Source organism: Pseudomonas sp. JS3066, from assembly GCF_036328175.1.
Taxonomy (GTDB): domain Bacteria; phylum Pseudomonadota; class Gammaproteobacteria; order Pseudomonadales; family Pseudomonadaceae; genus Metapseudomonas.
Genome location: NZ_CP143312.1, coordinates 5,720,686 through 5,746,065 on the forward strand (window position 1 = coordinate 5,720,686; position 25,380 = coordinate 5,746,065).

The following is a 25,380-nucleotide window of genomic DNA, read 5'->3' on the forward strand; positions in this document are numbered from 1 at the left end:
ACCCGAATGCGAGGACAACAACAATGATCATCTACGGTGTGGCCTTCCTGGCCCTGTGCACCCTGGCAGGCCTGTTCATCGGTGAGCTGCTGGGCAAACTGCTGGGCGTCCCGGCGAATGTCGGCGGCGTCGGTATCGCCATGCTCCTGCTGATATTCGTCGGCAGCTACCTGCACAAGCGCGGCCTCATGAGTGCCAGGTCCGAGGTGGGCGTGGAGTTCTGGAGCGCCATCTACATCCCCATCGTCGTCGCCATGGCTGCCCAGCAGAATGTGCTTGGCGCGCTGTCCGGCGGCCCCATGGCCATACTCGCCGGCGTCGCCGCGGTGGTGCTTGGTTTCGCCATGGTCCCGGTGCTCGACCGGCTCGGGCAAAAGAAGCCGGTGGCGGCCGCCGCTGAATCCCTGACCCCTGCCCAGCGGTGACCGCCATGTACGAATCCATGCTGAAAGTGATCAACGGTTACGGCCTGATCAGCGGTTTCGCCGTGATCGGTGTGACCATGTGGCTGTCCTACTGGTTCTCCGACAAGCTCACCCGTGGCCGCCTGCACGGCTCGGCCATCGCCATCTTCCTCGGCCTGGTGCTGTCCTATGTCGGCGGCGTGATGACGGGCGGGCAGAAGGGCCTTGTGGATATCCCGTTGCTGTCCGGCATTGGCCTACTGGGCGGTGCGATGCTGCGGGACTTCGCCATTGTCGCCACGGCCTTCGGGGTGAATATCGAGGAACTCAAGCGTGCCGGCGTGTCGGGCGTGGTGTCGCTGTTCTTCGGCATCGGTACTTCGTTCGTTGCCGGTGTCGGCGTGGCCCTGGCTTTCGGCTACACGGATGCGGTGAGCCTGACCACCATCGGCGCTGGCGCAGTCACCTACATCGTCGGCCCAGTGACCGGTGCGGCCATCGGCGCCAGTTCCGAGGTCATGGCGCTGTCCATTGCCGCCGGCCTGGTGAAGGCCATCCTGGTGATGGTGGTGACACCCTTCGTGGCGCCATTGATCGGCCTGAACAACCCGCGCACGGCGGTCATCTTCGGTGGCTTGATGGGCACCTCCAGCGGTGTGGCGGGCGGCCTGGCCGCAACCGATCCGAAACTGGTGCCCTATGGCTGCCTGACCGCGGCCTTCTACACGGCGCTCGGCTGTCTGCTTGGGCCGTCACTGCTGTTCTTCGCCATGCGCGGCATCACGGGCTGACCCCGCCCTGCCCGACAACGCCCCGGCCAGTGCCGGGGCGTTGTCGTTTCAGCCCTCGTTGCGCAGGCTGTACATGCGGCACTCGGCGATCAGCGCGAGCAGGTTCGGGTCGCGCTCGCGGGCTTTCAGGAAGACCACGCCGATGTGTTGCAGCAGGCGATAGCGCGCCTGCAGGCGGATCAGCTTCACCCTGTTTTCGTAGACCGCCGCGATGCGCCCGGGCAGCAGCGCGTAGCCGACCCCGGAACTGACCATGCTGAGCAGGGTGAAGATGTCGTTCACCTGCATCGCCACCTTGGGCTCGAAGCCGGCCTGCTGGAACACTCTTGCGCCGTCGCGGTGGGTGGCGAAACCCTGGGTCAGGGTGATGAAGGTGGAGTCGGCGAGGTCCGCCAGGTCCACTTCGTCCTGGTCGGCGAAGGGCGAATCGGTGGGGACGGCGAGGAAGATGTCGTCGGAGAACAGCGGCAGTTGCTCGCAATCCGGGTCGTTCACGCTGTCATCCAGGGAGACCAGGATGGCGTCCAGTTCCATGTTCTTCAGGCGGTAGAGCAGGTCGACGTTGGAGCCCAGGGTGAGATCGATGTTCAGCTCGCTGCGTCGCAGCTTCAGGCCCATGACCAGCTGCGGCACGGTCTTCACGGTCAGCGAATAGAGCGCGCCGAGCTTGAAGCGTTCGGCAGAGAAGCCGGCCGCCTCGCGGGTCAGACGGACCATTTCGACGGTGTCCTGGATCAGCTTCTGCGCTTTCTCTTCCAGCACATAGGCGCTTTCCAGTGGCGTCAGGTTGCGGCCTTCATGCTTGAACAGCGGGCAGCGCAGGGCGCTTTCCAGGGAATGGATGGCGCGATGCACGCTGACGTTGCTGGTGTTCAGTTCGGCCGCTGCGCGGGACAGGTTGCCGCTGCGCATGAAGGCGAGGAAGGTCTCCAGCTTCTTCAGGGTCAGTTCTTCGTCGATCTGCATGGGCGCCCGGCTGCCTTCATCGCGTTTGTGGATGGGTATCGCTCCGTTCGCGGAGCGCCGCCCGACCCATCCTACAGAGTGGCCGTGGCGCTGCGGAGGGGGACTTTAAGTGAATAAGCTAATTAGGAATAAGCAAATAAATTCTTATTCCTTAACAGATATATGGCGAGCACCTAGACTGCCCAGCATCGAAATTCAGCAAGGAGGGCTCGCCATGCGCAGCCAGGCCATTCGCTACCTGATCCTGCCGGGATGGCAGGGCTCCCCCGACGAGCATTGGCAAAGCCACTGGCAACGCAGCCTGCCCAATGCCACCCGGGTCGAGCAGGCCGACTGGAACAACCCGGACCGTGCGTCCTGGGTGGAAGCGCTGGAGCGCGCCATCGATGCCGAGCGTACCCCGGTGATCCTCATCGCCCACAGCCTGGGCTGCGTGACCGTGGCCCACTGGGCCGCACAGTCCGACCCGGATGTACTGCGTCGCGTGCGTGGTGCGCTGCTGGTGGCCCCGGCGGATGTACAGCGCCCCGGTTGCCCCGAGCCGCTCAAGGGCTTCGCGCCCATCCCGCGTGACCTGCTGCCCTTCCCCAGCCTGCTGGTGGGTTCGGACAACGACCATGCGGCCAGCCCCGCGCGAGCGCTGGAAATAGCCCGTGACTGGGGCTCGGAAGCCGCGATCCTCACCGGCGCCGGGCACATCAATGTGAAGTCCGGGCATCACCGTTGGGAACAAGGCTTCGCCCACCTCTATCGCTTGCAAGCGCGCGTCGAGCAATCGTCCAGAAAACGCGCCTGATCCAATCCAATTCAGCAATACGTCAGGGCCCGCTGCATCGCAGCCTGGGCCCGGCGGGAGATTTCGCCATGAGCAAGGAAAACCCCGGTCAACCGCTGCTGACTTTCGCCGATGCCGACCGCAGCCCCCTCAGCATCCGCGCCCGTGCGCTGGTGTTCGTCGACGAGCGCTCGCGGCGGTTGCGCGAGGAGGTCGATCAGCTCGCGCCGAGCACCCTGCCCGTGCTGATCCAGGGTGAAACCGGCACCGGCAAGGAATTGCTGGCGCGACAGATCCATCGTTCCAGCGACCGTCCCGGCCTGTTCGTGGCGGTGAGCTGCAGCGCCATCAGCAAGGCCTACGCCGAGGCCGAGCTCTTCGGTCACACGGCCGGCGCTCACAGCGGCTCGGCCAGCAGCCGCGCCGGTTGGTTCGGTTCGGCCAATGGCGGAACGCTTTACCTGGATGAGATCGGCGACCTGCCATTGCCCCTGCAGACCAAGTTGTTGGCGGCGCTTGAAAGCCGCGAAGTGATTCGCGTCGGCGCCCACCAGCCGACCCCGGTGGACGTGCGTCTGGTAGCAGCTACCAGCATCGACCTGGCCAAGGCGGTGCGCGTTGGCAAGTTCAATGCGCGGCTCTATCAGTACCTGGACGAGGGACGGGTGGAGCTGCCGCCATTGCGCGAACGGCCGGACGATATCCTGCCGTTGGCCGAGTATTTCCTCGGTATCTACGCCCAGCGGCTGGACCTGCCTCTCCCCTTGATCAGCACAGCAGCCCAGTCAGCGCTCGAGGCCTACCCCTGGCCGGGCAATACCCGTGAGCTGGAGAACAGCGTGCACTTCGCCCTGCTGGTGAGCGAAGGCGTCGAGATTCTCCCCGAGCACCTCAACCTTCCACCGTTGCCGGGCTACGCCCAGCTCGCCGTGCAACTGCGCCGGCTGGCGGCTAACGACGAAGAGCGCGATCACCTGCGCCAGCTTTTCGCCGAGGTGCTGGCAGGGTAGCCATGCTTCACCGGTCCACCGTTCGAGATTGCGGCGGGCGCTACTCGTGCAGGTAGTAGAGCTTGTTGATGATGCTCCAGCGACCGCCGATTTTCAGCAGCGAGAGGAAGTCGGTGAAGCGCATGTCGGCGTAGTCGTCGACTACCTTCGCCGAGGCGGCGTCGCCGGTGATGTCCAGCGCCTGGATAGTCCAGACGGGCGTTTCGTCTTCAGCCAGCACCGGGCCGGCGTCGAGGATGGCGCCCGCGAAGTCGTCTACCGAGAGCCATTCGAGCTCGCCCTGGAAGTGGCCGATGATGCGGCTCTGCGGGTGAAAGGCACGGCGCAGACGGTGTTCGTCGGCGAACACCATGCCTTCGACATAGTCGCGCACGACGCGGTGGATGGCGTCTTGGTCAGTCTCGTGGGCAGTCATTTCGCGCGCTCCGTTGATATCGGCGAATCAGCCAAGCCGAATGCTAGTTCGCCCGGTGCGGCGCGAGCGATCCATTGCGAATAAGCGCGTGGGGAGTGCTTCCGAATCGATCTCCGCGCGCTCGTCAGTGAATCTGTCCGCTTTCCTTGAGCCGATCACGTACCGCGCGCAAGCGCGGCAGTGGAAGGCAGACGAGGATGGTCAATGCCAGCACCCCCACGCCCATCAGCGGCAGATTGGACAGCCCCATGCTGCTCAGCCAGAGGCCACCGAGGAAGGCGCCGCTGGCGTTGCCCAGGTTGAATGCTGCGTGGCTGAGGGTGGCGGCGAGGCTCGCCGATTCGCCAGCCTGCTCGACCAGCAGCAATTGCAGCGGCGAGGAAATGGCGAAGCTGGCCACGCCCCAGAGGAACAGGCAGCCCAGGGCGAGGACCGGAATCTGCGCGAAGACGAACAGCCCCAGCAGGCACAACGTGCTCACGGTGAAGGCCATCGGCAGTGCATAGCGGAATCCCTTGTCGGCCAGGCGCCCGCCCAGCAGGTTGCCCACGGTCAAGCCGATGCCGAACAGCAGCAGGGCGAAGTTGGCGTGTTCCGGGCTGAAGCCCGAGACATCGCGCAGCAGCGGGCTGATGTAGGTGAACACGCCGAACAGCGCCACCGAAGAGAGGCTGCAGACGAACAGCGCATGCAGCACCGGGCGCCGCAAGATGCCGTCCCAGGCGCCGGCGGCATTGGTTTGTGGCTTGGGCGTGGCGGGAAGCCAGAGTGCTTGCGCCAGCAGGGTGAGGAAACCGAGGGCCGCTACCACCATGAAGGTCACCCGCCAACTGGTGGCCTGGCCCAGCCAGGCGCCGGCAGGAACGCCGAGCACGTTGGCGATGGTAAGGCCGCTGAGCACCAGGGCCATGGCCGAAGCCCGGCGGTGCGGGGGTGCCAGTTCGGCGGCGAGCAGGGTGGCGCAGCCGAAGAAGCCGGCGTGGCTGAAGGCGGTGAACATGCGCATCGCCAACAGCCACTCGTAGTTGGGTGCCAGGGCGCAGCCGAGGTTGCCCAGGGCGTAGGCACCCATCAGCCAGAGCAGCGCCTGGCGGCGCGGCAGGCGGCCGAGCAGCGGACCCAGCAATGGCGCACCGATCACCACCCCCATGGCGTAGGCGCTGACCAGCAAGCCGGCGTCGGAAAGGCTGACCTGGAGGTCGCTGGCCACTTCGGGCAGCAGGCCCATGATGATGAATTCGCTGCTGCCAACGACGAAGCCGCCCAGGGCGAGGGCCAGCAGCGGCAGAGAGAGGAGGGTGCTCGGGTTCATGCGTGTTCCGGTGGAGGGGCTGTATTGCGAGGGGCGCGGATTCTACGCGCATTTCCTTGCAGGGGGCTTACCGATGGAACGGATGGGGCGCGAATCCTGTAGTGGCGAACTCATTCGCCAAGGGCAGCGTAGCTGCCCCATGAATGCTCGAATGGCAGGCCTGCTTGGCGAATGAATTGGCTATGTCTGCGTGAGCTGTTGCGAGAGATTTACCCTCGGGCCAAGCGCCTTGTAGGAGCTGGCATGCGAGTGAAACGCCGCCATTCGCTGGCAGGCCAGCTCCTACAGGCAATGCAGTTGCCTACAACACGTCGTGCAGACATATCCAATTTATTCGCCCCGACAAGGACCCGCCGCATCAGCTGCCGAGGAACTTGCTCAGGAACTGCTTGGTACGTTCTTCCTTCGGCGCACTGAACAGAGCCTTGGCGTCGCCCTGTTCGACGATCACGCCCTTGTCGATGAAGATCGCGCGGTTGGCCACGTCACGAGCGAAGCTCATTTCGTGGGTGACGATGACCATGGTGCGGTTCTCTTCGGCCAGGCCGCGAATGGTGGCGAGCACCTCGCCCACCAGCTCCGGGTCGAGCGCCGAGGTGGGTTCGTCGAAGAGGATCACGTCAGGCTCCATGGCCAGGGCGCGGGCGATGGCCACACGCTGTTGCTGGCCGCCGGAGAGGCGCTTGGGGTAGGCGTCTTCCTTGCCTGCCAGACCAACCTTGGCCAGCAGCTTGCGGGCGCGTTCGATCGCGCGCTCGCGAGGTTCCTTCTTTACCACCACCGGGCCTTCGATGACGTTCTCCAGCGCGGTGCGATGGGGGAAGAGGTTGAAGTTCTGGAAGACGAAGCCGACGTGCTGACGCAGCTTGCGGATCAGCGTCTGCTGCTGTTTCAGCGGCTTGCTCGCGTCGATTTCGATGTCGCCCACCTTAATCAAGCCGCCACTGGGCACTTCCAGCAGGTTGAGGCAGCGCAGCAAGGTGGTCTTGCCCGAGCCGCTGGGGCCGATGATGGCCACCACTTCGCCCGGCTCGATGGTCAGGTCGATGCCCTTGAGCACCTCCTGGCCTTTGAAGGATTTGGTCAGGTTACGGACGGTGATCATCAGCTGTCCTGCTCATGCTGGTTGACCCGCGCCTCTAGGCGACTCTGGAAATGCGACAGCACGGTGGCCAGCACCCAGTAGATCAGCGCGGCGGCCAGATACATGGTGAAGATTTCGAAGGTGCGCGCGGTGATCAACTGCGCCTGGCGGAACAGTTCCGGCACCTGGATGGTGGCGGCCAGGGCGGTGTCCTTGACCAGCGAGATGAAGCTGTTGCCCAGTGGCGGCAGGGCGGTGCGCGCAGCCTGCGGCAGGATGGCGCGGACCAGCGTCTGGGTACGGCTCATGCCGATGCTGGCGGCGGCTTCCCATTGGCCCCGGTCGATGGAGGCAATGGCGGCGCGGAGGATCTCCGAGGTGTAGGCGGCCATGTTCAGCGAGAAGCCGATCAGCGCCGCGGGTAGCGGTTCGAGCTGGATACCCAGCTGCGGCAGGCCGTAATAGATCATGAACAACTGCACCAGCAGTGGCGTGCCGCGGAAGAACGAAACGTAGATCCGCGACAGCCATTGCAGGGCGGTGAAACCGTATAGGCGCATCAGGGCGAGGACGAAGCCCAGCAGCAGTCCGAAGAACATGCCGCCGAGGCTCAGTACTACCGTAAAGACCGCGCCCTTCAACAGGAAGGGCGCGGAATCCAGCGCAAGTTGAAGGCTTGCGTCGATCATTGGGTCACGTCAGCCTTGAACCATTTCTCGGAGAGTTTTTTCAGGGTGCCGTCGGCTTTCAGCTTGGCAAGGGCCTTGTCGATGGCGGCCAGCAGTTCGGGGTTGCCCTTGCGCAGTGCGATGCCGGCTTCCTGACGGGAGAAGGGTTCGCCGGTCACGGCCAGCTTGCCACCGGTTTTCTCGACCATTTCGAAGGCGGCCAGGCGGTCCACCAGGATGGCGTCGATGCGGCCGACGTTGAGGTCCTGGAACTTGGTGGGGTCGTCATCGTAGGTGCGGATGTCGGCCTGCGGGACGTTTTCCTTCAGCCACTGTTCGTAGTTGGTGCCCAGGCCCACGCCAACCTTCTTGCCGGCCAGGTCCGCGGAGGTCTTGATGTCACCCTCGGTGCCCTTGCGCACCAGCGCCTGGATACCGGAGACGGTGTAAGGGGTGGAGAAGTCGTACTTCTTCTTGCGCTCGTCGGAGATGGTCACCTGGTTGATCACCACGTCCAGGCGCTTGGACTCCAGCGCAGCGAGGATGCCGTCCCACTTGGTCGGCTGGAACTCGGCCTTCACGCCCAGCTCCTTGGCCAGGGCCTCGGCCAGTTCCACTTCGAAGCCGGTCAGCTTGCCGCTCTCGTCCTGGTAGTTGAAGGGCGGGTAGGTGCCTTCCAGGCCGACCTTGATCGCGCCTTTCTGCTGGATGTCCTGGAGCAGGTCGGCGGCGGCGCTGGTGCCGACGAAGCTCGCGCCGAGCACCAGGCTCAGGCTACCGAGGATGAACTGGCGACGCAGGGTTGCAAATGTCATATGAGCCTCACGGGGCAGGGTGGCTAAAGGTGTCGCAACTCTAGGGATTTGGTTATATGCAATAAAATAATTAAAAATTATCTATTGCTGCAAATAGAGCATAAGTAGATGTCACGGGGTACCCGCAGGATGATAGGCGAACAGCGCGGGTGAGCCACCGGTGTGCAGGAACAGCACCGGGCCATTGCCGCTGAAGGCGGCATTGGCGATGCCATCGAGCAGGCCGGCGAAGGCCTTGCCGGTGTACACCGGGTCCAGCAGCAGACCTTCCAGGCTGGCGACCTGGCGCACGGCGTCCAGGGTGCCGGCATTCGGCTCGCCATAGCGTGGGAAGAAATACTGGTCCCACAGCTCAACCTTGAGTCCGTCCGGGACCGGCACGCCGAGCAGTTCGGCGGTGCGCTGCAGCAGGCCTTCCACTTTCGGGCGTTGGGTGGCGTCCGGGCGTGAGACGGTGACGCCGACCACGCGCGTGCCGGGCAGGGCGTATTCCAGTGCCAGGGCGAGGCCCGCATGGGTACCGGCGCTACCGGAGGCCAGGACCACGGCGGAGAAGTGCTCGCCGCTGGCCTTGATCTGCTCGGCCAGTTCCAGGCCAGCGCGTACATAACCCAGCGCACCCAGGGCGTTGGAGCCACCGATGGGCACCAGGTAGGGCTTCTTGCCAGCGGCGCGCAGGCGCTCAGCCGCGGCGGCCAGTAGTTCGTCGGCGTTGTCGAGGTTGGGTACCAGCTCGCACTCGGTGCCGAACAGGTCCAGCAGCAGGCGGTTGCCATTGCCGAGGTAGTTGCTGTCGGCGGTACCAATGGGGTTTTCCAGCAACGCTACGCAACCCAGGCCAAGGCGCGCGGCGAGGGCGGCAGTCTGGCGAACGTGGTTGGACTGGATGGCGCCGGCGGTGACCAGGGTGTCTGCGCCCTGGGCCAGTGCCTCGGCGGCGAGGAACTCCAGTTTGCGCACCTTGTTGCCGCCAAGGGCGAAGGGCGTGAGGTCGTCTCGCTTCACGTAGACGCCACGGCCGAGCTTCTGCGACAGGTGCGCAAGCTTCTCCAGCGGGGTGGGCAAGGGAACCAGTTCCAGGCGGGCAAAGCGGGCGAGGGATGCATCGAGCATGGTGTGGTTCCGATAAGCGGTTGCGAAGGCTGCCACTCTAGTGAGCCGGGGTCTTGCAGGCAATTCGCAGACGCGACATGAAAGTACCGGCCGGTCAGGTTGTGAGCGCTGTCGGGGTGACTCGTTTATATGTCAAAAATGGAATATCAGAATAAGAAAACAGTATTTGTTGGCTATAAAAAATCACCGTAGTGTCGCCTTCAACCCGGCACACCCAGACCGGGGCATCCCAACATTCGCTCGCGGCTGAAGATCCAGCCGGAGCCGCAGATTCGAAAAGGACCACCATGAAGAAGACCTTGCTGTTGACCGCCCTGGCCGCTGCCCTCTCCGTCACCCTCGCCCAGGCCGGCGAGAAGCTCGTAGTTGCCGCCACCCCGGTACCGCACGCCGAAATCCTCGAGCTGGTCAAACCTCAGCTGGCCAAGGAAGGCGTGGACCTGGAAGTGAAGGTCTTCACCGACTACGTGCAGCCCAACCTGCAAGTCGACCAGAAGCACCTGGACGCCAACTACTTCCAGACCAAGCCCTATCTGGACAACTTCAATAGCGGCAAAGGCACCCACCTGGTGATCGTCAAGGGCGTCCATGTCGAACCCTTCGGCGGTTACTCCAGCAAGCACAAGTCCCTGAAAGAGCTGCCGGACGGCGCCACCATCGCCATCCCCAACGAAGGCAGCAACAGCGGTCGCGCCCTGCTCCTGCTGCAGAAGTCCGGCCTGCTCAAGCTGAAAGACCCGAAAAACGCCCTGGCCACGCCGAAGGACATCGCCGAGAACCCGCACAACTTCAAGTTCAAGGAACTGGAAGCGGCCCTGCTGCCGCGCGTGCTGGACCAGGTTGACCTGGCCCTGATCAACACCAACTACGCGCTGGAAGCCAAGCTGAACCCGGCCAAGGACGCGCTGGTGCTGGAAGACCGCACCTCGCCCTACGTGAACTACCTGGTGGCCCGTCCGGACAACAAGGACAGCGACGCCATCAAGAAACTCTCCGCCGCGCTGACCAGCCCGGAAGTGAAAGCCTTCATCGAGCAGAAGTACTCCGGCGCAGTGGTGCCGGCGTTCTGATCACCTGCTAGCCACGGTGGCGCACTGGCCAGTGCGCCCCTCCTCACGCCGACGAGTCTCGACTATCGTCGGCGTTCTTTTTTTCTGCAGCGGCTCTGCAGGGGCGAGGAAACTTGTAGGGGCGAATTCATTCGCCAAGCAGGCCGAAGGCCTGCCCTGCAGAGTCGGGGCCCGCTTCGCGGTCCTTGGCGAATGAATTCGCCCCTACAGGAACCCTTGCCCGCCCTGGAGCCCACCATGTCCACCCCCAAACCCGGCCTTTCCACCCGTTCGGTCCACAGCGGCAACGATGTCGACCGCAGGATGGTCACCCGGCCCAAGAGCCTGCCCATCTACGAATCTTCGGTATTCGTCTACGACTCGCTGGAGCAGGTGGACGACTTCCTCGCCGGCAACCCCGACAACTACATGTACACGCGTATCGCCAACCCAAACCAGGCGGCGGTGGAAGACTTGGTGTGCCAGCTGGAAGGTGGTTCGGCGGCCCTGTTCTCCGCGTCCGGCATGGCCTCGGTGAGCGCGGCACTATTGGGGAGGCTGAGTGCCGGTGACCACCTGATCGCCAGTCGCGAGCTGTACGGCACCACCCAGAGTCTGATCGAGAAGGAGCTGGTGCGCTTCGGCATCACGGCCACCCTGGTGGAGATCAACGACCTGGCGGCGGTGGAAGCGGCCATTACCCCGGCGACGAAGCTCATCTACACAGAAACCGCCTCCAACCCGCTGGTGCGGGTCAGCAATGTGCCGGCGCTGGCAAGGCTCGCCAGGGCACGCGGCCTGAAGTTACTGGTGGACAACACTTTCCTGTCCCCTGCGCTCTACAACCCGTTGGCCGAGGGCGCCGACCTGGTGCTGCACAGCACCACCAAGTACCTCAACGGCCACAGCGACGCCACCGGCGGCATCCTCGTCGGCGATGCCGAATGGATCGCCCAGGCGCGCCGCTTCCAGATCAACGCTGGCGGCAGCGCCAGCCCCTTCGAAGCCTGGCTGACCTTCCGTGGCGCCAAGACCCTTGCCTTGCGCATGAAGGCCCATTCGGCCAACGCCCAGGCCCTGGCCGAAGCCCTGGAAGCCCATCCGAAGGTGGCCCAGGTGTTCTACCCCGGCCTGCCGTCGCACCCGGACCACGCCCTGGCACAACGGCTGTTCCCCAAGGGCGCCTCGGGCATGCTCAGCTTCACCCTGCACGGCGGCCTGGCCGAGGTGGATGCACTGATCCGCGCCCTTAAGAACACGGCATTCGCGCCGTCGCTCGCTGGGGTCGCCAGCAGCATCACCCACCCCGGCAAGACCTCCCACCGCGCGCTCTCTCCGGAGGCGCTGGCCGAACTGGATATTCACGACGGCACCATCCGTGTGTCGGTGGGTATCGAGGATGCGGCCGACATCGTCGCGGACTTCGTGCAGGCGCTGGATAGCCTCTGATCCCCCCTCGTGTCAGGCGACGTCGAATCCTGCAGGGGCGACTGAAATCGCCCCTGCAGGAACTCACCCGGGCACGCTTCTAACCTTATTCGTTATCGGTATTTCACGGCGCGTTCTTATGCTCGCTATTCTCTCGCCACAACTTGTTATAACAAGTCAGGATCACGAGCGAACAACGACATGGCCGAATTGCTACCCCTCTCCCCGGTACCGCTCTACAGCCAGCTCAAGGAGCTGCTGCGCGGACGCATTCTCGACGGTACCTACCCGCCTCACAGCCGCATGCCTTCGGAAAGCGAGCTGGGCAAGGCGTTCGGCGTCAGCCGCATTACCGTGCGCCAGGCGCTGGGCGACCTGCAGAAGGAAGGCCTGATCTTCAAGATCCACGGCAAGGGCACCTTCGTTGCCAAGCCCAAGGCCTTCCAGAACGTCAGCACGTTGCAGGGCCTGGCCGAGTCCATGACCCAGATGGGCTACGAAGTCCTCAACCGCCTGCGCAGTTTCAAGCACGTACCGGCCAGCGCTCCGGTCGCCGCGCGCCTGCAGGTGGAGGAAGGCAGCCCGGTGACCGAAATCCGCCGTGTGCGCCTGATCAATCGCGAGCCGGTCTCCCTGGAAATCACCTGGTTGCCGAAGGCGGTGGGCGAGAAGCTGGAAAAGGCCGACCTCGCCACCCGCGACATTTTCCTCATCCTCGAGAACGATTGCGGCATTCCCTTGGGTCACGCCGATCTCGCCATCGACGCGGTGCTTGCCGACGGCGACCTGACCCAGGCGCTGGAAGTGGAGGAGGGCTCGCCGATCATGCGTATCGAGCGCCTGACCCACGCTGCCGACGGCACGCCGCTGGACTTCGAACATCTCTACTACCGCGGCGACGCCTTCCAGTACCGCCTGCGCATCGACCGTCAGAAGGGGCCCCAGGCATGAGCACCCGAGAACAGGAATACGACATCGTCGTCATCGGCGGTGGCACCGCCGGCCCGATGGCCGCGATCAAAGCCAAGGAAAAGAATCGCGAGCTGCGCGTGCTGTTGCTGGACAAGGCCAACGTCAAGCGCAGTGGCGCCATCAGCATGGGCATGGACGGCCTGAACAACGCCATCATTCCCGGCCACGCGACGCCCGAGCAGTACACCAAGGAAATCACCGTCGCCAACGACGGCATCGTCAATCAGGCGACCGTGCACGCCTATGCCACCCACAGTTTCGAAACCATCGAGCAACTCGACCGCTGGGGCGTGAAGTTCGAGAAGGACGAGACTGGCGACTACGCGGTGAAGAAGGTCCACCACATGGGCGCCTACGTGCTGCCGATGCCCGAAGGGCACGACATCAAGAAGGTGCTTTACCGCCAGCTCAAGCGTGCGCGTGTGGAAATCAGCAACCGCGTCGTCTGCACCCGCCTGCTGCTGGATGGCGAAGGCGCGGCCTGCGGGGTGATGGGCTTCGACTGCCGCAGTGGCGAATTCCGGGTGATACGCGCCAAGGCGGTGATCCTCGCCTGCGGCGCTGCGGGCCGCCTCGGCCTGCCGTCTTCCGGTCACCTGATGGGAACGTACGAGAACCCCACCAATGCGGGCGACGGTTACGCCATGGCCTATCACGCCGGGGCGGAGCTTTCGAACCTGGAGTGCTTCCAGATCAACCCGCTGATCAAGGACTACAACGGCCCGGCCTGCGCCTACGTCACCGGCCCGCTGGGCGGCTACACCACCAACAGCAAGGGCGAGCGCTTCATCGAGTGCGACTACTGGAGCGGCCAGATGATGTGGGAGTTCCACCAGGAACTCGAAGGCGGCAACGGCCCGGTGTTCCTCAAGCTCGACCACCTGGCCGAGGAAACCATCCAGACCATCGAGGAAATCCTGCACAGCAACGAGCGCCCCAGTCGTGGCCAGTTCCACGCCAACCGGGGCACCGACTACCGCTCGCAGATGGTCGAGATGCACATCTCCGAGATCGGCTTCTGCTCCGGCCATTCGGCCTCGGGCGTGTGGGTCAACGAGAAGGCCGAAACTTCCGTGAAAGGCCTGTACGCGGCGGGCGACATGGCTGCGGTGCCGCACAACTACATGCTCGGCGCCTTCACCTATGGCTGGTTCGCCGGGGTCAACGCGGCGGACTACGTGGCCGGTCGCGACTTCGCCGAGATCGATGCCGATCAGGTGGCGCGTGAGCGGGCGCGGGTCTTCGCCCCGCTGGAGCGAGAGCACGGCCTGCCGCCGGCGCAGGTGGAATACAAGCTGCGGCGCATGGTCAACGACTACCTGCAGCCGCCCAAGGTGACGAAGAAAATGGAGATCGGTCTCGCGCGCTTCGCCGAGATCGAACGGGACCTGGCGCAGATGAAGGCCAGCAATCCCCATGAGCTGATGCGGGCGATGGAAGTGGCGGTAATCCGCGACTGCGCCGAGATGGCCGCTCGCGCCTCGCTGTTCCGCGCCGAGAGCCGCTGGGGCCTGTACCACCACCGCGTGGACTTCCCCGAACGCAATGACGCCGAGTGGTTCTGCCACTGTCACCTGAAGAAGGGCGAGGACGGCCGCATGACCAGCTTCAAGAAAGCGGTGGAGCCGTACCTGATCCCGCTGGATGCCGAGGAGCAGCAGGCCTATGACCGCCTGCGGGTCCGCAGTGACGCCGCATGACGCAGGTATCTGTGGGAGCGGCTTCAGCCGCTCCCACAAAAGAGAAAGCCGAGAGCCACAGGCTCCAAGGAATCGTGAAATGGCCCATCAACCCCAGGAAATCTTCTTCCGCAGCAGCGCGCCGGTGACCATCGACGAAGACAAGTGCATCGCCGAGAAGGGCTGCACCGTTTGCGTCGAGGTCTGCCCGATGGACCTCTTGGCCATCAACCCGGCTACCCAGAAGGCTTACATGGCCTTCGACGAGTGCTGGTACTGCATGCCTTGCGAAAAGGACTGCCCGACCGGCGCGGTGAAGGTGGAGATTCCTTACCTGCTGCGCTGACCGAGCGTGAGAAGCCTGTAGGAGCGAACAACGGACCTGCAGGCAAGAGCTTCGCCAGCAAGCTGGCTCCTACTGAAACGCAATCCGCCATCCGGCCAACCCCCGGACGCCCAACCTGAAAGCCCCTCGTTTCCCACCACCCAACCGCGTGGCGGAGACGATTCCAACACTCATGATTCGAGGGGAAAACCCATGCGTCTTCGTGCAACCTTCGCCGGCCTCGCGCTGGCCATCTCCAGCCTGTCCGCGTCCGCGGAAACCATCCGTATCGCCATCGGCACCCAGGACACCACCATCAACTGCGCCACCGGCGGCCTGCTCATCCGTGAGCTGGGCCTGCTGGAGAAGTACCTGCCCCATGACGGCAAGTACAAGGACGCCCACTACCAGGTGGAGTGGAAGAACTTCACCAGCGGCGCGCCGCTGACCAACGAGATGGTCGCCGGCAAGCTGGACTTCGGCGCCATGGCCGACTTCCCCGGCTCGTTCAACGGCGTCGCCCACCTGGATGCCGGCAAGCAGAGCCTGTTCATCAGCGTGCTGTCGGGCAGCACCCGGGGCAGCGGCAACGGCATCGTGGTGCCGGCTTCGTCGCCGGTTCAATCGCTGGCCGAGCTCAAGGGCAAGACCATTTCCGTACCCTTCGCCTCCACTGCCCACGGCATGTTGCTGCGCGCCGTTGCCGCCCAGGGCTGGGACCCGGAGAAAGACGTGCGCATCATCGCCCAGCCGCCGGAGATCGCCGGCTCGGCCCTGCGCAGCAACCGCATCGAGGCCCACGCCGACTTCGTGCCCTTCGCCGAGCTGTTCCCCAACCGTGGCTTCGCCCGCAAGATCTACGACGGCTCCCAGGCCGAGGCGCCTACCTTCCACGGGGCGCTGGTGGATGCGGCCTATGCGAAGAAATACCCGGAAATCGTCACCGCCTATCTGCGCGCCAGCCTGGAGGCCGACCGCCTGTTCGCCGCCGAACCGGAGAAGTACAGCGAGCTGATCGAGAAGGTCACCGGCATCGAGGCCGAGGTGAACTACCTGTTCCACGGTCCGCTCGGCCTGCAGACCCGTGACCTCACCTGGAAGCCCGAGTACCGCAAGGCTGTGGCCACCTCCATCGATACCCTGAAGCTCCTGAAAAAAACCGACCGTGGCCTGGATACCGCCAAGTTCATCGACGACCAGTACATCCGTGCGGCGTTCAAGGCGGCGGGTCAGGACTACGACAAGGCCCTGAAGGATTACGCCCCGCTGCCGCTCAAGGCCAACGACGCCGTCACCGGCAAGCCCATTACCGACTTCAAGCGCCTGGCGCAGATCTGGGTGCGCGGCGAAGACAAGGTGCGCCATTACGCCTCGCCGGAAGCGGCACTGACCGCGCTGGCGCAGCTGGAGCAGGAGGGCAAGGACATCCGTGCCATCTACGCCCAGGCCACCGACAGCGGCATCAAGCTGCTGGCCAACCAGGCCTGGTTCGTGCGCAGCGACAAGGGTGAATTGAGCGCCTTCCTGCTCAAGTCGCAGGCCGAGCAGTACGCCCAGCAGCATGGCGGCACCGCGCTCGATTTCGTCAGTGCCAACCAGAAGCTGGTAGCCCAGCGCTGATGCCAACGTAGGGTGCGCTGCGCGCACCGGAACCCCAACGCGGACTTCCCGGTGCACACGGCGCACCCTGCGGGAATCGGAGGAGCTCCATGACCAACCTTTACCGCTGGCCCCTGCGCCTCGCCTCATTGGCCGTCTGCCTGCTGTTCTGGCAGCTGGCTGCCAATGCGCGACTGGACCTCGGGCTGTTCACCTTCACCTACGTGCCCACGCCCGCCGCCGTGCTCGACGCGGCCTGGCAGCTGGCGCACTCCAGCAAGCTGCTGCCGCACCTCGCCAGCAGCCTGTCGCGAGTCTTCGCCGGCTACCTCGCCGCGGCCCTGCTGGGTGTGCTGCTGGGGCTGGTCATCGGCCGCTCGAAATGGGCCGAGGACAGCCTGTTGCCGCCGCTGGAAGTATTGCGGCCGATTCCCGCGGTGGCCTGGATTCCCCTGGCCATCCTGATGTTCCCCTCGTCCGAACTGTCGATGGTGTTCATCACCTTCACCGGCGCGCTGTTTCCGATCCTGCTCAACACCGTGCATGGCGTGGAAGCGGTGGACCCGCGCCTGATCGCCTCGGCGCGCAGCCTGGGGGCCGGGCGACTGGCGATCCTGCGCGAGGTGATCCTGCCCGGCGCGGCGCCGAGCATCGTCACCGGCCTTGCCATCGGCATGGGCACGTCGTGGTTCTGCCTGGTCACCGCGGAGATGATCTCCGGGCAGTTCGGCATCGGTTATTACACCTGGGAGTCCTACGTGGTGCAGAACTACGCCGACATCGTCGTCGGCATGCTGCTGATCGGCCTGCTCGGCATGGGCAGCAGCGCCCTGGTCAAACGCCTGGGCGCGCTCGCCACCCCTTGGTACCACGCGCGGAGGAACGCCTGATGAGCAGCTTCGAACGCGCAGTGGAACCCGGCCGCATCGAGGCTCGGGGCGTCTCCATCCGCCTGGGACAGGGCCGCGATGCCTTCGAGGCGGTGCAGGCCCTGGATTTCGCCATCGCGCCGGGAGAGTTCGTCTGCATCCTCGGCCCCTCCGGCTGCGGCAAGTCCACCTTGCTCGGCGCCCTGGCGGGCCACCTCAAGCCCTGCGCCGGAAGCCTGGAGGTGGATGGCCAGCCGGTTGAGGGACCTTCTCCCGAGCGCGGCATGGTGTTCCAGCATCACACGCTTCTGCCCTGGCGCAGCGTGCTCGACAACGTCGCCTTCGGCCTGAAGATGCAGGGCATCGGCAAGCTCGAAAGGCAGCGTCGTGCCGCAGAGTTCCTCGGCCTGGTGGGGCTGGGCGACTTCGCCGGACGCTGGCCCAGCCAGCTCTCCGGCGGCATGCAGCAGCGCGCCGAGATCGCTCGCGTGCTGATCAACCGCCCACGGCTTTTGTTGATGGACGAGCCCTTCGGCGCCCTGGACGCGCAGACCCGCTCGCGCATGCAGGAGCTGCTGCTGGATATCTGGACGCGCATCCGCACCACCGTGGTGTTCGTTACCCACGACATCGACGAAGCACTGTTCCTCGCCGATCGCATCCTGGTAATGAGCCCGCGCCCCGGGCGCTTCATCGAAGACCTGCGCCTGGACTTCCCCCGGCCTCGCCGTGCCAGCCTGCTTACCAGCCCTGGCTTCACCCACCTGAAGCGTCATTGCCTGGAACTGCTGCGTCATGAAGAAGGCCGCGAGCTGCCACGCCTGACGCCGCTGGGACTGCCCACCGACCACCCGCCATTGCGAGTCGCCCTATGACCAATCGTGAGACCGACAACCCTGAGATCCTCGAGCTGCTGCCACGCCTGGTGGATGACGATGCTGGTGTGCGCCGCATTGCCCTGATCGAACTCGCCGACCTGGAAGACCCGGAGGGCCTGCCCTGGCTCACCGATGCGCTGGTGGTGGACCCGGCCGCCGAGGTGCGCGCCGAGGCCGCGCGCCTGCTGGAGGCCTGGGAAGAACCCGAAGTGGTGCAGGCGCTTTGTGCCGCACTGGCGGACGCCGCCGACCCCGTGCGCCTGGCCGCCGCCCAGAGCCTGAGCGAGCTGAAGAGCCTGGAGGCCGGGCAGTTGATTCTGCCCTGGGTGACCCATGCCGATGCCTTCGTGCGCAGTAGCGCATTGCGTGCCTTGCGCGAACTGCGCCTGGAGGACGCAGCCGGCCCGGCGCTGCTGGCACTGGCCGATGCCGACGCCGCAGTGCGCCGCGAGGCGGTGGGCATCCTTGGCTGGCTCAAGCACGAAGCTGCGCTGCCACAACTGGCGCGCCTGGCCAGTGACGATGCCGACTTCGAAGTGCGCCGCGCCGCCACCGGAGCCCTTGGTCTTGCCCGTGATGCCGGCGTGTTGCCGGCCCTGTACGCAGCGCTGCGTGATAGCACTTGGCAGGTCCGTGAGGAAGCCGCCACCACCCTCGGCAAGGTCGGCCTGGCTGAAGCCGGTTCGGCGCTGGTGCTGGCCCTGGAGGACGATTACTGGCAGGTCCGCCTGCGCGCTGCCCGTGCCCTGGGGCGCCTGCGTTATCGGCAAGCCCTGGGCGAACTGGCCGGACTGCTCGGCCATGGCATTGCCAACCTGCGCAAGGAGGCGGCACTGGCCCTGGGGGAACTGGGTGACGCCGCCGGGCTGCCTGCACTGCGCGCCGCGGAAGCTGACAGCGATCCGGAAGTGCGCAAGGCCGTGCGTATCGCCCTGGCGCAACTGCAGGGAGCCGCCTGATGGGTGCCCCCAGAGCCCTGCGCAACTCCCGTAGCCAGGCGCGCCTGAGCCTGGAGTGGGATGACGGCGAGCAGCAGCAGATCAGCCATACACGCCTGCGCGGCGCCTGCCCTTGCTCGCAGTGCAAGGCGGCGCGGCTGCGTGGGGTGATCGGGCTGGTGGATCAAGACGTGCGCCTGGAACGCATCGCGCTGCAGGGCTATGGCGTGCAGCTGGTGTTCAGCGATGGGCACGAGCGCGGGATCTATCCCTGGGAGTACCTGCGTGATTTAGGCGGAGCGGGCACTGACCTGTAGGAGCGAGCTTGCTCGCGAAAGGTTGTGCACGGACCGTTCGCGAGCAAGCTCGCTCCTATATGTTGGATTGTGCGAATTCATTCGCGAATGAGCTCGCTCCCTCGTTGCGTACCGAGCACATGCCGGCAGAACGCGGCGCAGACCAGGGCGAAGACGACGAGGCCGAGCCATTCGGCCGTACCACTGAAACCGGGTCCGACGAGGGCCAGCGGTGCATCCTTGCCGGTGGTGCCGATCAGACTGGCGAGCAGGATGCCCATCAGACTCTCGCCGACGATCAGCCCCGTGGCCAGCAACACACCACGGCGACGCGGCACTTCGGCATAGCGGTCCAGCTCCTGCCCCGTGGCCTGAGTGCGCCTGGCCAGGCGGCTGTCGATCAGCCAGCCCAGCGCGGCACCGATCACCAGGGTCATGCCGATGGTCGGTGGCAGGTAGATGCCCAGACCCACCGCCAGTACCGGCAGGCTCGCCTTGCTGGTGCGGCGCAGGGCCAGGTCGACGAGGATCAGCGCGATACCCAGCACGACGCCGATCAGGATCATGTTCCAGTTCAGCGCGTTCTTGAAAATGCCGCTGGCGATGGCGGTGAGCAGGGTCGCCTGCGGCGCCGCCAGGGCCTGCTGCGGGTCCATGCCTTCGCGAGGCAGGGCGCCGGAGAAGCCATAGGCGCTGTACAGCAGGTCGAGTACCGGCGGGATCACCATCGCGCCGACCAGGCAGCCGACGATCAGCGCCACTTGCTGACGCCAGGGTGTGGCGCCGACCAGGTAACCGGTCTTGAGGTCCTGCAGGTTGTCGTTGGAGATGGCTGCGATGGCCAGTACCACCGACGTGGTGAACAGGGCCAGGGCGATGGCAACCTTGCCGCCGGCCAGTTGCAGCAGGCCGGACTCCAGGCTGCCCATGCCGAGGATCAGCAGCGATACCAGGATCACCGCGATGATGCCGATGCCGGAGATCGGACTGCTGGACGAACCCACGAGTCCGGCCATGTAGCCGCAGGCGGCGGCGATCAGGAAACCGAAGAAGAAGGCGAAGAACACGCAGCCGGCCACGAAGCTCCAGAACCCCAGTCCGGACAGGTCTGGCGCTGCCTCGTGGAGGAAGGTCGCGAAGACACCGAGCAGGGCCAGCAGGAGCAGGCCGGACAGCAGCAGGAGGGCGTTGGGCGGCATGTCGCGCTCGGTGCGCGCGGTGCTCGTCCCACCCTTGCCGCGAACGGCGCGCAGAGATGTCCACACGCCTTGCGCCATGGGTTTGAACAGGGTGGCCAGGGTCCAGAGTGCAGCAATGCCGATGGTGCCTGCGCCGAGGAAACGTACCTGTGAACTCCAGAGCTGGGTGGCCAGTTCACTCAGCCCCAGGTCTTCGGCCGGTGTGGCATTGAACGTCAGCAGTGGCACCGCCACGCCCCAGCAGATCAGCACGCCGATGAGGATGGCGATGCCCGCAGTGATGCCCATCAGGTAGCCCGCACCGACCAGGGCGAAGGAGAAACCGGTGGAGAAACGGAAAGCCGCCTGCCCGGCGCCGACCCACAGGCTGATGCTCTCGCCGAGCACCTTGAAGCCGCTGCTGCACAGGCTGAAGGCCGCTGCTACCAGGCCGCCGCCGAGGATGTCGCGCAGGCCCGGCTCGCCCCGGCGTTGTGCCGCGTCCTTGTCGTCGCCGTCGTCACTGCTGCCGACCCGGAGAATCTCCGCCGCCGCCACACCTTCGGGGTAGGGCAGTTCGCTCTGCACCACCATCACGCGGCGCAGGGGGATGGTGTAGAGCACGCCGAGGATGCCGCCGATGGCGCAGATCATCGCGGTCTGCCAGAAGGGGAAGCCCGCCCAGTAACCGATCATCAACAGGCCGGGAAGGATGAAGATGATCGAGGACAGGGTGCCGGCCGCCGACGCCTGGGTCTGCACCATGTTGTTCTCGAGGATGTTCGAACCCTTGAAATAGCGCAGCACCGCCATGGAGATCACGGCAGCGGGTATCGACGACGCGAAAGTCAGGCCGACCTTGAGGCCGAGATAGACATTGGATGCGGTGAACACCAGCGTGATCAGCGCACCCAGGATCAATCCGCGCAGGGTGAGTTCGGGCAAGTCGAGGTGGTCGGGGACGCGGTCCGTCATGCTGCTCTCCTGAGAACACGCTGGCGGCGTGGCGCCGGCACGGAAAGCCTAGACCACAGGGCGCCGCCCGATCAGAACGGCCTATCACCCAGGATGGTCGCGCGGTGCATCACGCGGCGCTGGGGGCGGTAGTCGTCCACCGCGAAATGCTGAGTGATGCGGTTGTCCCAGAAGGCCACGTCGTTGGCCTGCCAACGCCAGCGAATGGTGAACTCCGGGCGGGTGGCGTGGGCGAAGAGAAGGCGCAGCAGTGCATCGCTTTCTGCCGCCGACAGTTCGTTGATGCGGGTGGTGAAGCCTTCGTTGACGAACAGTCCCTTGCGTCCGGTGACCGGGTGGGTGCGCACCACCGGATGACTGCGCGGTGGGTGCGTGCGCTTGGCGTCTTCCAGGCGCTCGTGTTCTTCAGCGGTGAGGCTGAAACGCTCCTCGGGGAAGGAACGAGACAGATCGTGGGTGGCGGTGAGGCCTTCGAGCAATTGCTGGATGGGTTTCGACAGCGCGTCATAGGCCGCGCTGCTGCTCGCCCAGAGCGTGTCACCGCCGTAGGGCGGGAGCTGCTTGGCGGCAAGCACCGCACCGAGTGCCGGTGTTTCCAGGAAGGTCACGTCGGTGTGCCAGAGGGCGTTGTCGCGCACGTCGGTCACGGCGGTATCCAGTACCAGCACTTCCGGCTGATCGGGGATGTTCGGGTAGATCGGGTGGATGTGCAGGTCGCCGAAGTTGCGGGCGAAGGCGGCCTGCTGCTGCGGGTTCAGCGGCTGGTCGCGGAAGAACAGTACCTGGTGGTTGAGCAGGGCTTGCTCCACCGCAGCGCGCAGCGAGGCGTCGAGCGGCTTGCTGAGGTCGAGCCCTTCGACCACGGCGCCGAGGGCGGGGGAGAGCGGGGTGATGTGCAGGGTCATGGCTGTGTCTCGGAGTCCGGAGTTGTTGGGCTTCGCTGCGCTCTGGCCAACCTACCGGTGCGTAGGTTGGGGCGGGCGGAGTTCCGCGAGCTGCGCGAAGCCCAACGAAAGTTGTTCAGTGGCTCTGCCCATGCCAGGGCACGAGCTTGCGTTGCAGGGCGCGCAGGCCGAGTTCGAGGGCGAAGGCGATCAGGGCGATGACGAGGATGCCGAGGATCACCACGTCGGTAACGAGGAACTGCGCTGCCGACTGCACCATGAAACCCAGTCCACGGGTGGCGGCCACCAGTTCGGCGGCCACCAGGGTGGACCAGCCGACACCGAGACCGATGCGCACGCCGGTGAGGATGTCCGGCAGGGCGCTGGGCAGGATCACATGACGGATCAGTTGCGCCTGGCTTGCTCCCAGCGACTGCGCCGCCCGCAACCGCGCCGGGTCGACGTTGCGCACACCGGTGGCAGTGGCGATGGCGATGGGAGCGAAGATCGCGAGGAAGATCAGCAGCACCTTCGACAGCTCGCCGATGCCGCACCAGATGACGATCAGGGGCAGATAGGCCAGCGGTGGAATGGGTCGGTAGAACTCGATCAGGGGGTCGAAGATGCCGCGAGCGATACGGTTGCGGCCGATGGCGATGCCGAGCGGAACGGCAGTCAGTGCCGCTGCCAGCAGAGCCAGGCCGATGCGCCCGAGGCTTGCGCCCAGGTGCTGCCAGAGGCTGGCGTCCATGTAGCCCTGGGTCAGCAGCACCCAGCCCTTGCGGGCGATGGCCTGCGGACTGGGCAGGAACAGGGGTTCGATCAAGCCGGCGGTGGTCACGGCCCACCAGGCCAGCAGCAGGCTGCCGAGGGTCAGCAGGCTGATCGACAGGGTGCTCAGCGGGCGGCGCTGGCGTGGATTCACGGTCGGGACGAGCTTGCTGGCCACGGGGAGTTCGAGGCTGCTCATGCGCTTCTCCTCTGGCGTTCGGCGAAGACCTGGGCGAGCACGTGCTCGCGCGTCTCGATGAACTGCGGATCGGACTTGATCGCCCGTGCGCTTTCTCCGGCGGCGTAACGCTGGCCGAAGTCCAGGCGCAGGCGTTCGCTGATGCGTCCCGGATTAGGCGACAGCAGGATGAGTTCGGTGGCGAGGAAGACCGCTTCCTCGATGTCGTGGGTGATCAGGAATACCGGCTTCGCGGCGCGTCGCCAGACCTGCAGCAACAACTCCTGCATCTGCTCGCGGGTGAAGGCATCGAGGGCGCCGAATGGCTCGTCCATCAGCAGCACGCGCGGATCGGCCGCCAGGGCACGAGCGATACCGACGCGTTGTTTCTGTCCGCCGGAAAGCTCCCAGATGCGGCGCTTGTCGAAGCCGGCCAGGTCCACCAGGGCGAGCATTTCACGGGCACGCGCCTCACGCTCGGTACGGGGCACGCCGGCCAGTTCGAGACCGAAGGCGACATTGCCGAGCACGTCTTGCCAGGGCAGTAGGGCATCGTCCTGGAACACCACGCCACGCTCGGCGCTGGGGCCGCTGACGGGCGCCCCGTCGAGGCTGATGCGTCCGGCGCTGGGGCTGACGAAACCGGCCATGAGATTGAGCAGGGTGGTCTTGCCGCTGCCGGATGGGCCGAGGGCTACCAGCAGTTCGCCGGGGCCGAGGTCGAAGGATATGTCCGTCAGTACCGGCTCGGCCGCGCCTGGGTACTGTGCGCTGATGCGCTCCAGCTGGAGTAAGGCCATTTTTCTAACGCTCTTCTGCAAGGGTTTCTGATCGAACAAGCGCTGACGGGGCGTCGTTTTCAAGAGCGCCCCGCCGATGCGCCGCGGATCAATTGGTGACGTACTTGGCGCTGACGTAGGGCGCGTAGTCAGGCAGTACGGCGTCGACCTTGCCTTGCTCCTTGAGGAAGCGCGCGGTCTCGCTGATGGCCTGGGTGGTGGGGGCACCCAGGGCGGTCGCCTGGTCGGCGGCCAGCGGGAAGACGTTGCCTTGCAGCAGCAGCGGAATGTCTTCGGCCTTGGCGCCGGAGAGCTTCACCAGCTTGTCGATATTGCCCTTGTCGGCCAGCCAGGCTTGCGGGTCCTTGCGGTAGTCGGCGTAGGCGTCGAGCGTCACCTTGGCGAAGGCGCGGACGACTTCAGGGTGCTTCTCGGCGAAGTCCTTGCGCACGATCCAGGCGTCGAAGGTGGGGGCGCCCAGCTTGCTCAGTTCGGCAGAGCTGATGAGGACCTTGCCGCTGGATTTGGCGACGCCCAGCGCCGGGTCCCAGACATAGGTGGCATCGATGTCGCCGCGCTGCCAGGCAGCGACGATGGCCAGCGGCGCGAGGTTGAGGATGGTCACTTTGGTGGGATCGATCTGCCAGTGCTTGAGGGCCGCCAGCAGGCTGTAGTGGCCGGTGGAAACGAAGGGCACGGCGATCTTCTTGCCGATCAGGTCTTCGGGCTTGGTGATGCCGGCACCGTTACGTGCCACCAGGGCTTCGGCATCGCCGATCTGGGTGGCGATGAGGAAGGTCTGGATTGGTAGCTGGCGAGTGGCGGCGGCTGCCAGGGGGCTGGAGCCGACATAGCCGATCTGCACGTCACCGGAGGCGACGGCGGTGATGACTTCAGCGCCGCTGTCGAACTTGCGCCAGTCGATCTCGGATTTGCTGGCTTTCTCATAGGCACCATCGGCCTGGGCCACCTTGGCCGGGTCGACAGTGGTCTGGTAGGCGACGGTGAAGTCCGCAGCCTGGGCGCTCAGTGCCAGGCCGCCAAGGGTCAGGGCCGCCAGCAGGCGACGGGGGAACAGGGTCGGAATCATGGTGCGCTCCTCAACGGGCTTGGGGGCCGGTCTCGGAGGCCGGTCCACGGGACAGGGTGGTGCGTTCTGGGATGTCCGGTGGTCCGGTGGAGAGAATCTAAATGATCTAAAAAAGCTGAAATAAATAATTTTTTAGCAT

Annotated in this window: 26 protein-coding genes; 14 read left to right on the plus strand and 12 right to left on the minus strand. The window is 65.3% G+C overall.

Going from position 1 to position 25,380, the window contains the following annotated elements; genetic code table 11:
• Nucleotides 1–23: 23 nt before the first annotated feature.
• Nucleotides 24–425, plus strand: a complete 402-nt coding sequence (gene madL / locus SA496_RS26860) for a malonate transporter subunit MadL (protein WP_120653673.1) — start codon at nucleotides 24–26, stop codon at nucleotides 423–425.
• A gap of 5 nt (nucleotides 426–430) precedes the next feature.
• Nucleotides 431–1,195 carry a malonate transporter subunit MadM gene (madM, locus tag SA496_RS26865; RefSeq protein WP_120653672.1) on the plus strand — a complete coding sequence of 255 codons (765 nt, stop codon included), beginning with the start codon at nucleotides 431–433 and terminating at the stop codon, nucleotides 1,193–1,195.
• Between the two features lie 48 nt (nucleotides 1,196–1,243).
• Here madM and SA496_RS26870 read toward each other — a convergent pair whose 3' ends face one another.
• A complete protein-coding gene (locus tag SA496_RS26870; RefSeq protein ID WP_330114735.1) occupies nucleotides 1,244–2,161 on the minus strand; it encodes a LysR family transcriptional regulator in 918 nt (305 codons plus the stop codon).
• 214 nt (nucleotides 2,162–2,375) lie between these two features.
• Here SA496_RS26870 and SA496_RS26875 point away from each other — a divergent pair, with 214 nt between their 5' ends.
• Together SA496_RS26875 and SA496_RS26880 are read left to right on the plus strand one after the other, a co-directional pair.
• A complete protein-coding gene (locus SA496_RS26875; RefSeq protein WP_120653670.1) occupies nucleotides 2,376–2,957 on the plus strand; it encodes an RBBP9/YdeN family alpha/beta hydrolase in 582 nt (193 codons plus the stop codon).
• Between the two features lie 68 nt (nucleotides 2,958–3,025).
• Nucleotides 3,026–3,946, plus strand: a complete 921-nt coding sequence (locus SA496_RS26880; RefSeq protein WP_120653669.1) for a sigma 54-interacting transcriptional regulator — start codon at nucleotides 3,026–3,028, stop codon at nucleotides 3,944–3,946.
• 40 nt (nucleotides 3,947–3,986) lie between these two features.
• Here the strand turns inward: SA496_RS26880 and SA496_RS26885 are convergent, their stop codons facing one another.
• From SA496_RS26885 to SA496_RS26910, 6 genes are all read right to left on the minus strand, one after another.
• A complete protein-coding gene (locus SA496_RS26885; RefSeq protein WP_120653668.1) occupies nucleotides 3,987–4,361 on the minus strand; it encodes a nuclear transport factor 2 family protein in 375 nt (124 codons plus the stop codon).
• 124 nt (nucleotides 4,362–4,485) lie between these two features.
• The gene (locus SA496_RS26890; RefSeq protein WP_120653667.1) at nucleotides 4,486–5,673 is read right to left on the minus strand and encodes an MFS transporter; all 1,188 of its coding nucleotides are present in this window, start codon (nucleotides 5,671–5,673) and stop codon (nucleotides 4,486–4,488) included.
• Nucleotides 5,674–6,031: 358 nt separating this feature from the next.
• On the minus strand, nucleotides 6,032–6,778 hold the full coding sequence (gene tcyN / locus SA496_RS26895; protein WP_330114736.1) for an L-cystine ABC transporter ATP-binding protein TcyN: 747 nt from the start codon (nucleotides 6,776–6,778) through the stop codon (nucleotides 6,032–6,034).
• Nucleotides 6,778–7,446 carry a cystine ABC transporter permease gene (gene tcyL, locus SA496_RS26900; protein WP_077521557.1) on the minus strand — a complete coding sequence of 223 codons (669 nt, stop codon included), beginning with the start codon at nucleotides 7,444–7,446 and terminating at the stop codon, nucleotides 6,778–6,780. The genes tcyN and tcyL overlap by 1 nt, the downstream gene beginning before the upstream one ends.
• On the minus strand, nucleotides 7,443–8,240 hold the full coding sequence (gene tcyJ, locus SA496_RS26905) for a cystine ABC transporter substrate-binding protein (RefSeq protein WP_120653665.1): 798 nt from the start codon (nucleotides 8,238–8,240) through the stop codon (nucleotides 7,443–7,445). The genes tcyL and tcyJ overlap by 4 nt, the downstream gene beginning before the upstream one ends.
• Nucleotides 8,241–8,351: 111 nt before the next feature.
• Nucleotides 8,352–9,353 (minus strand): D-cysteine desulfhydrase, encoded by a 1,002-nt coding sequence (locus SA496_RS26910; protein ID WP_330114737.1) that lies wholly within the window; start codon nucleotides 9,351–9,353, stop codon nucleotides 8,352–8,354.
• A 287-nt stretch (nucleotides 9,354–9,640) separates the two neighbouring features.
• Between SA496_RS26910 and SA496_RS26915 the strand changes: the two genes are divergently transcribed.
• The 10 genes from SA496_RS26915 to SA496_RS26960 all read left to right on the plus strand — a co-directional run bounded on the left by SA496_RS26915 (nucleotide 9,641) and on the right by SA496_RS26960 (nucleotide 19,407).
• The gene (locus SA496_RS26915) at nucleotides 9,641–10,423 is read left to right on the plus strand and encodes a MetQ/NlpA family ABC transporter substrate-binding protein (protein WP_280357935.1); all 783 of its coding nucleotides are present in this window, start codon (nucleotides 9,641–9,643) and stop codon (nucleotides 10,421–10,423) included.
• 237 nt (nucleotides 10,424–10,660) lie between these two features.
• Nucleotides 10,661–11,851: a trans-sulfuration enzyme family protein gene (locus SA496_RS26920; RefSeq protein ID WP_120653662.1), complete on the plus strand. Its 1,191-nt coding sequence runs from the start codon at nucleotides 10,661–10,663 to the stop codon at nucleotides 11,849–11,851.
• A gap of 180 nt (nucleotides 11,852–12,031) precedes the next feature.
• Nucleotides 12,032–12,781, plus strand: coding sequence for a GntR family transcriptional regulator (locus SA496_RS26925; protein ID WP_120653661.1), 750 nt, complete (start codon nucleotides 12,032–12,034; stop codon nucleotides 12,779–12,781).
• A complete protein-coding gene (locus SA496_RS26930) occupies nucleotides 12,778–14,502 on the plus strand; it encodes a fumarate reductase/succinate dehydrogenase flavoprotein subunit (RefSeq protein ID WP_330114738.1) in 1,725 nt (574 codons plus the stop codon). Before SA496_RS26925 ends, SA496_RS26930 begins: the two co-directional genes overlap by 4 nt.
• A gap of 79 nt (nucleotides 14,503–14,581) precedes the next feature.
• Nucleotides 14,582–14,827, plus strand: a complete 246-nt coding sequence (locus SA496_RS26935) for a 4Fe-4S dicluster domain-containing protein (RefSeq protein ID WP_028629110.1) — start codon at nucleotides 14,582–14,584, stop codon at nucleotides 14,825–14,827.
• 192 nt (nucleotides 14,828–15,019) lie between these two features.
• Complete coding sequence (locus SA496_RS26940) at nucleotides 15,020–16,426, plus strand: ABC transporter substrate-binding protein (RefSeq protein WP_330114739.1); 1,407 nt, start codon at nucleotides 15,020–15,022, stop codon at nucleotides 16,424–16,426.
• Nucleotides 16,427–16,515: 89 nt separating this feature from the next.
• Nucleotides 16,516–17,295, plus strand: coding sequence for an ABC transporter permease (locus SA496_RS26945; RefSeq protein ID WP_330114740.1), 780 nt, complete (start codon nucleotides 16,516–16,518; stop codon nucleotides 17,293–17,295).
• On the plus strand, nucleotides 17,295–18,149 hold the full coding sequence (locus SA496_RS26950) for an ABC transporter ATP-binding protein (protein WP_153919572.1): 855 nt from the start codon (nucleotides 17,295–17,297) through the stop codon (nucleotides 18,147–18,149). Before SA496_RS26945 ends, SA496_RS26950 begins: the two co-directional genes overlap by 1 nt.
• A complete protein-coding gene (locus SA496_RS26955) occupies nucleotides 18,146–19,111 on the plus strand; it encodes a HEAT repeat domain-containing protein (RefSeq protein WP_120653655.1) in 966 nt (321 codons plus the stop codon). Before SA496_RS26950 ends, SA496_RS26955 begins: the two co-directional genes overlap by 4 nt.
• Entirely contained in the window at nucleotides 19,111–19,407 is a 297-nt protein-coding gene (locus SA496_RS26960) for a DUF971 domain-containing protein (RefSeq protein WP_120653654.1), read from the plus strand. The genes SA496_RS26955 and SA496_RS26960 overlap by 1 nt, the downstream gene beginning before the upstream one ends.
• 77 nt (nucleotides 19,408–19,484) lie before the next feature.
• Here SA496_RS26960 and SA496_RS26965 read toward each other — a convergent pair whose 3' ends face one another.
• The 5 genes from SA496_RS26965 to tauA form a co-directional block, all read right to left on the minus strand.
• Nucleotides 19,485–21,539, minus strand: a complete 2,055-nt coding sequence (locus tag SA496_RS26965) for an OPT family oligopeptide transporter (RefSeq protein WP_330114741.1) — start codon at nucleotides 21,537–21,539, stop codon at nucleotides 19,485–19,487.
• Nucleotides 21,540–21,610: 71 nt separating this feature from the next.
• Nucleotides 21,611–22,444 (minus strand): taurine dioxygenase, encoded by an 834-nt coding sequence (gene tauD, locus SA496_RS26970; protein ID WP_330114742.1) that lies wholly within the window; start codon nucleotides 22,442–22,444, stop codon nucleotides 21,611–21,613.
• Between the two features lie 115 nt (nucleotides 22,445–22,559).
• Nucleotides 22,560–23,393 (minus strand): taurine ABC transporter permease TauC, encoded by an 834-nt coding sequence (gene tauC, locus SA496_RS26975; RefSeq protein ID WP_120653651.1) that lies wholly within the window; start codon nucleotides 23,391–23,393, stop codon nucleotides 22,560–22,562.
• Nucleotides 23,390–24,172 carry a taurine ABC transporter ATP-binding subunit gene (gene tauB, locus SA496_RS26980; RefSeq protein ID WP_120653650.1) on the minus strand — a complete coding sequence of 261 codons (783 nt, stop codon included), beginning with the start codon at nucleotides 24,170–24,172 and terminating at the stop codon, nucleotides 23,390–23,392. Before tauB ends, tauC begins: the two co-directional genes overlap by 4 nt.
• 88 nt (nucleotides 24,173–24,260) lie before the next feature.
• On the minus strand, nucleotides 24,261–25,241 hold the full coding sequence (tauA, locus tag SA496_RS26985; RefSeq protein ID WP_330114743.1) for a taurine ABC transporter substrate-binding protein: 981 nt from the start codon (nucleotides 25,239–25,241) through the stop codon (nucleotides 24,261–24,263).
• Nucleotides 25,242–25,380: the final 139 nt, after the last annotated feature.

Excerpts from the sequence above, each read along its gene's own strand:
- SA496_RS26875 (WP_120653670.1), top strand. The coding sequence starts at position 2,376 with ATGCGCAGCCAGGCCATTCGCTACCTGATCCTGCCGGGATGGCAGGGC.
- SA496_RS26960 (WP_120653654.1), top strand. The coding sequence starts at position 19,111 with ATGGGTGCCCCCAGAGCCCTGCGCAACTCCCGTAGCCAGGCGCGCCTG.
- tcyJ (WP_120653665.1), bottom strand. The coding sequence starts at position 8,240 with ATGACATTTGCAACCCTGCGTCGCCAGTTCATCCTCGGTAGCCTGAGC.
- SA496_RS26910 (WP_330114737.1), bottom strand. The coding sequence starts at position 9,353 with ATGCTCGATGCATCCCTCGCCCGCTTTGCCCGCCTGGAACTGGTTCCC.
- SA496_RS26870 (WP_330114735.1), bottom strand. The coding sequence starts at position 2,161 with ATGCAGATCGACGAAGAACTGACCCTGAAGAAGCTGGAGACCTTCCTC.
- SA496_RS26940 (WP_330114739.1), top strand. The coding sequence starts at position 15,020 with ATGCGTCTTCGTGCAACCTTCGCCGGCCTCGCGCTGGCCATCTCCAGC.
- SA496_RS26965 (WP_330114741.1), bottom strand. The coding sequence starts at position 21,539 with ATGACGGACCGCGTCCCCGACCACCTCGACTTGCCCGAACTCACCCTG.
- SA496_RS26915 (WP_280357935.1), top strand. The coding sequence starts at position 9,641 with ATGAAGAAGACCTTGCTGTTGACCGCCCTGGCCGCTGCCCTCTCCGTC.
- madL (WP_120653673.1), top strand. The coding sequence starts at position 24 with ATGATCATCTACGGTGTGGCCTTCCTGGCCCTGTGCACCCTGGCAGGC.
- SA496_RS26925 (WP_120653661.1), top strand. The coding sequence starts at position 12,032 with ATGGCCGAATTGCTACCCCTCTCCCCGGTACCGCTCTACAGCCAGCTC.
- tcyN (WP_330114736.1), bottom strand. The coding sequence starts at position 6,778 with ATGATCACCGTCCGTAACCTGACCAAATCCTTCAAAGGCCAGGAGGTG.
- tauD (WP_330114742.1), bottom strand. The coding sequence starts at position 22,444 with ATGACCCTGCACATCACCCCGCTCTCCCCCGCCCTCGGCGCCGTGGTC.
- SA496_RS26950 (WP_153919572.1), top strand. The coding sequence starts at position 17,295 with ATGAGCAGCTTCGAACGCGCAGTGGAACCCGGCCGCATCGAGGCTCGG.
- madM (WP_120653672.1), top strand. The coding sequence starts at position 431 with ATGTACGAATCCATGCTGAAAGTGATCAACGGTTACGGCCTGATCAGC.
- SA496_RS26890 (WP_120653667.1), bottom strand. The coding sequence starts at position 5,673 with ATGAACCCGAGCACCCTCCTCTCTCTGCCGCTGCTGGCCCTCGCCCTG.
- tauC (WP_120653651.1), bottom strand. The coding sequence starts at position 23,393 with ATGAGCAGCCTCGAACTCCCCGTGGCCAGCAAGCTCGTCCCGACCGTG.
- SA496_RS26955 (WP_120653655.1), top strand. The coding sequence starts at position 18,146 with ATGACCAATCGTGAGACCGACAACCCTGAGATCCTCGAGCTGCTGCCA.
- tauA (WP_330114743.1), bottom strand. The coding sequence starts at position 25,241 with ATGATTCCGACCCTGTTCCCCCGTCGCCTGCTGGCGGCCCTGACCCTT.
- SA496_RS26930 (WP_330114738.1), top strand. The coding sequence starts at position 12,778 with ATGAGCACCCGAGAACAGGAATACGACATCGTCGTCATCGGCGGTGGC.
- SA496_RS26945 (WP_330114740.1), top strand. The coding sequence starts at position 16,516 with ATGACCAACCTTTACCGCTGGCCCCTGCGCCTCGCCTCATTGGCCGTC.
- SA496_RS26920 (WP_120653662.1), top strand. The coding sequence starts at position 10,661 with ATGTCCACCCCCAAACCCGGCCTTTCCACCCGTTCGGTCCACAGCGGC.
- SA496_RS26885 (WP_120653668.1), bottom strand. The coding sequence starts at position 4,361 with ATGACTGCCCACGAGACTGACCAAGACGCCATCCACCGCGTCGTGCGC.
- tauB (WP_120653650.1), bottom strand. The coding sequence starts at position 24,172 with ATGGCCTTACTCCAGCTGGAGCGCATCAGCGCACAGTACCCAGGCGCG.
- SA496_RS26880 (WP_120653669.1), top strand. The coding sequence starts at position 3,026 with ATGAGCAAGGAAAACCCCGGTCAACCGCTGCTGACTTTCGCCGATGCC.
- SA496_RS26935 (WP_028629110.1), top strand. The coding sequence starts at position 14,582 with ATGGCCCATCAACCCCAGGAAATCTTCTTCCGCAGCAGCGCGCCGGTG.
- tcyL (WP_077521557.1), bottom strand. The coding sequence starts at position 7,446 with ATGATCGACGCAAGCCTTCAACTTGCGCTGGATTCCGCGCCCTTCCTG.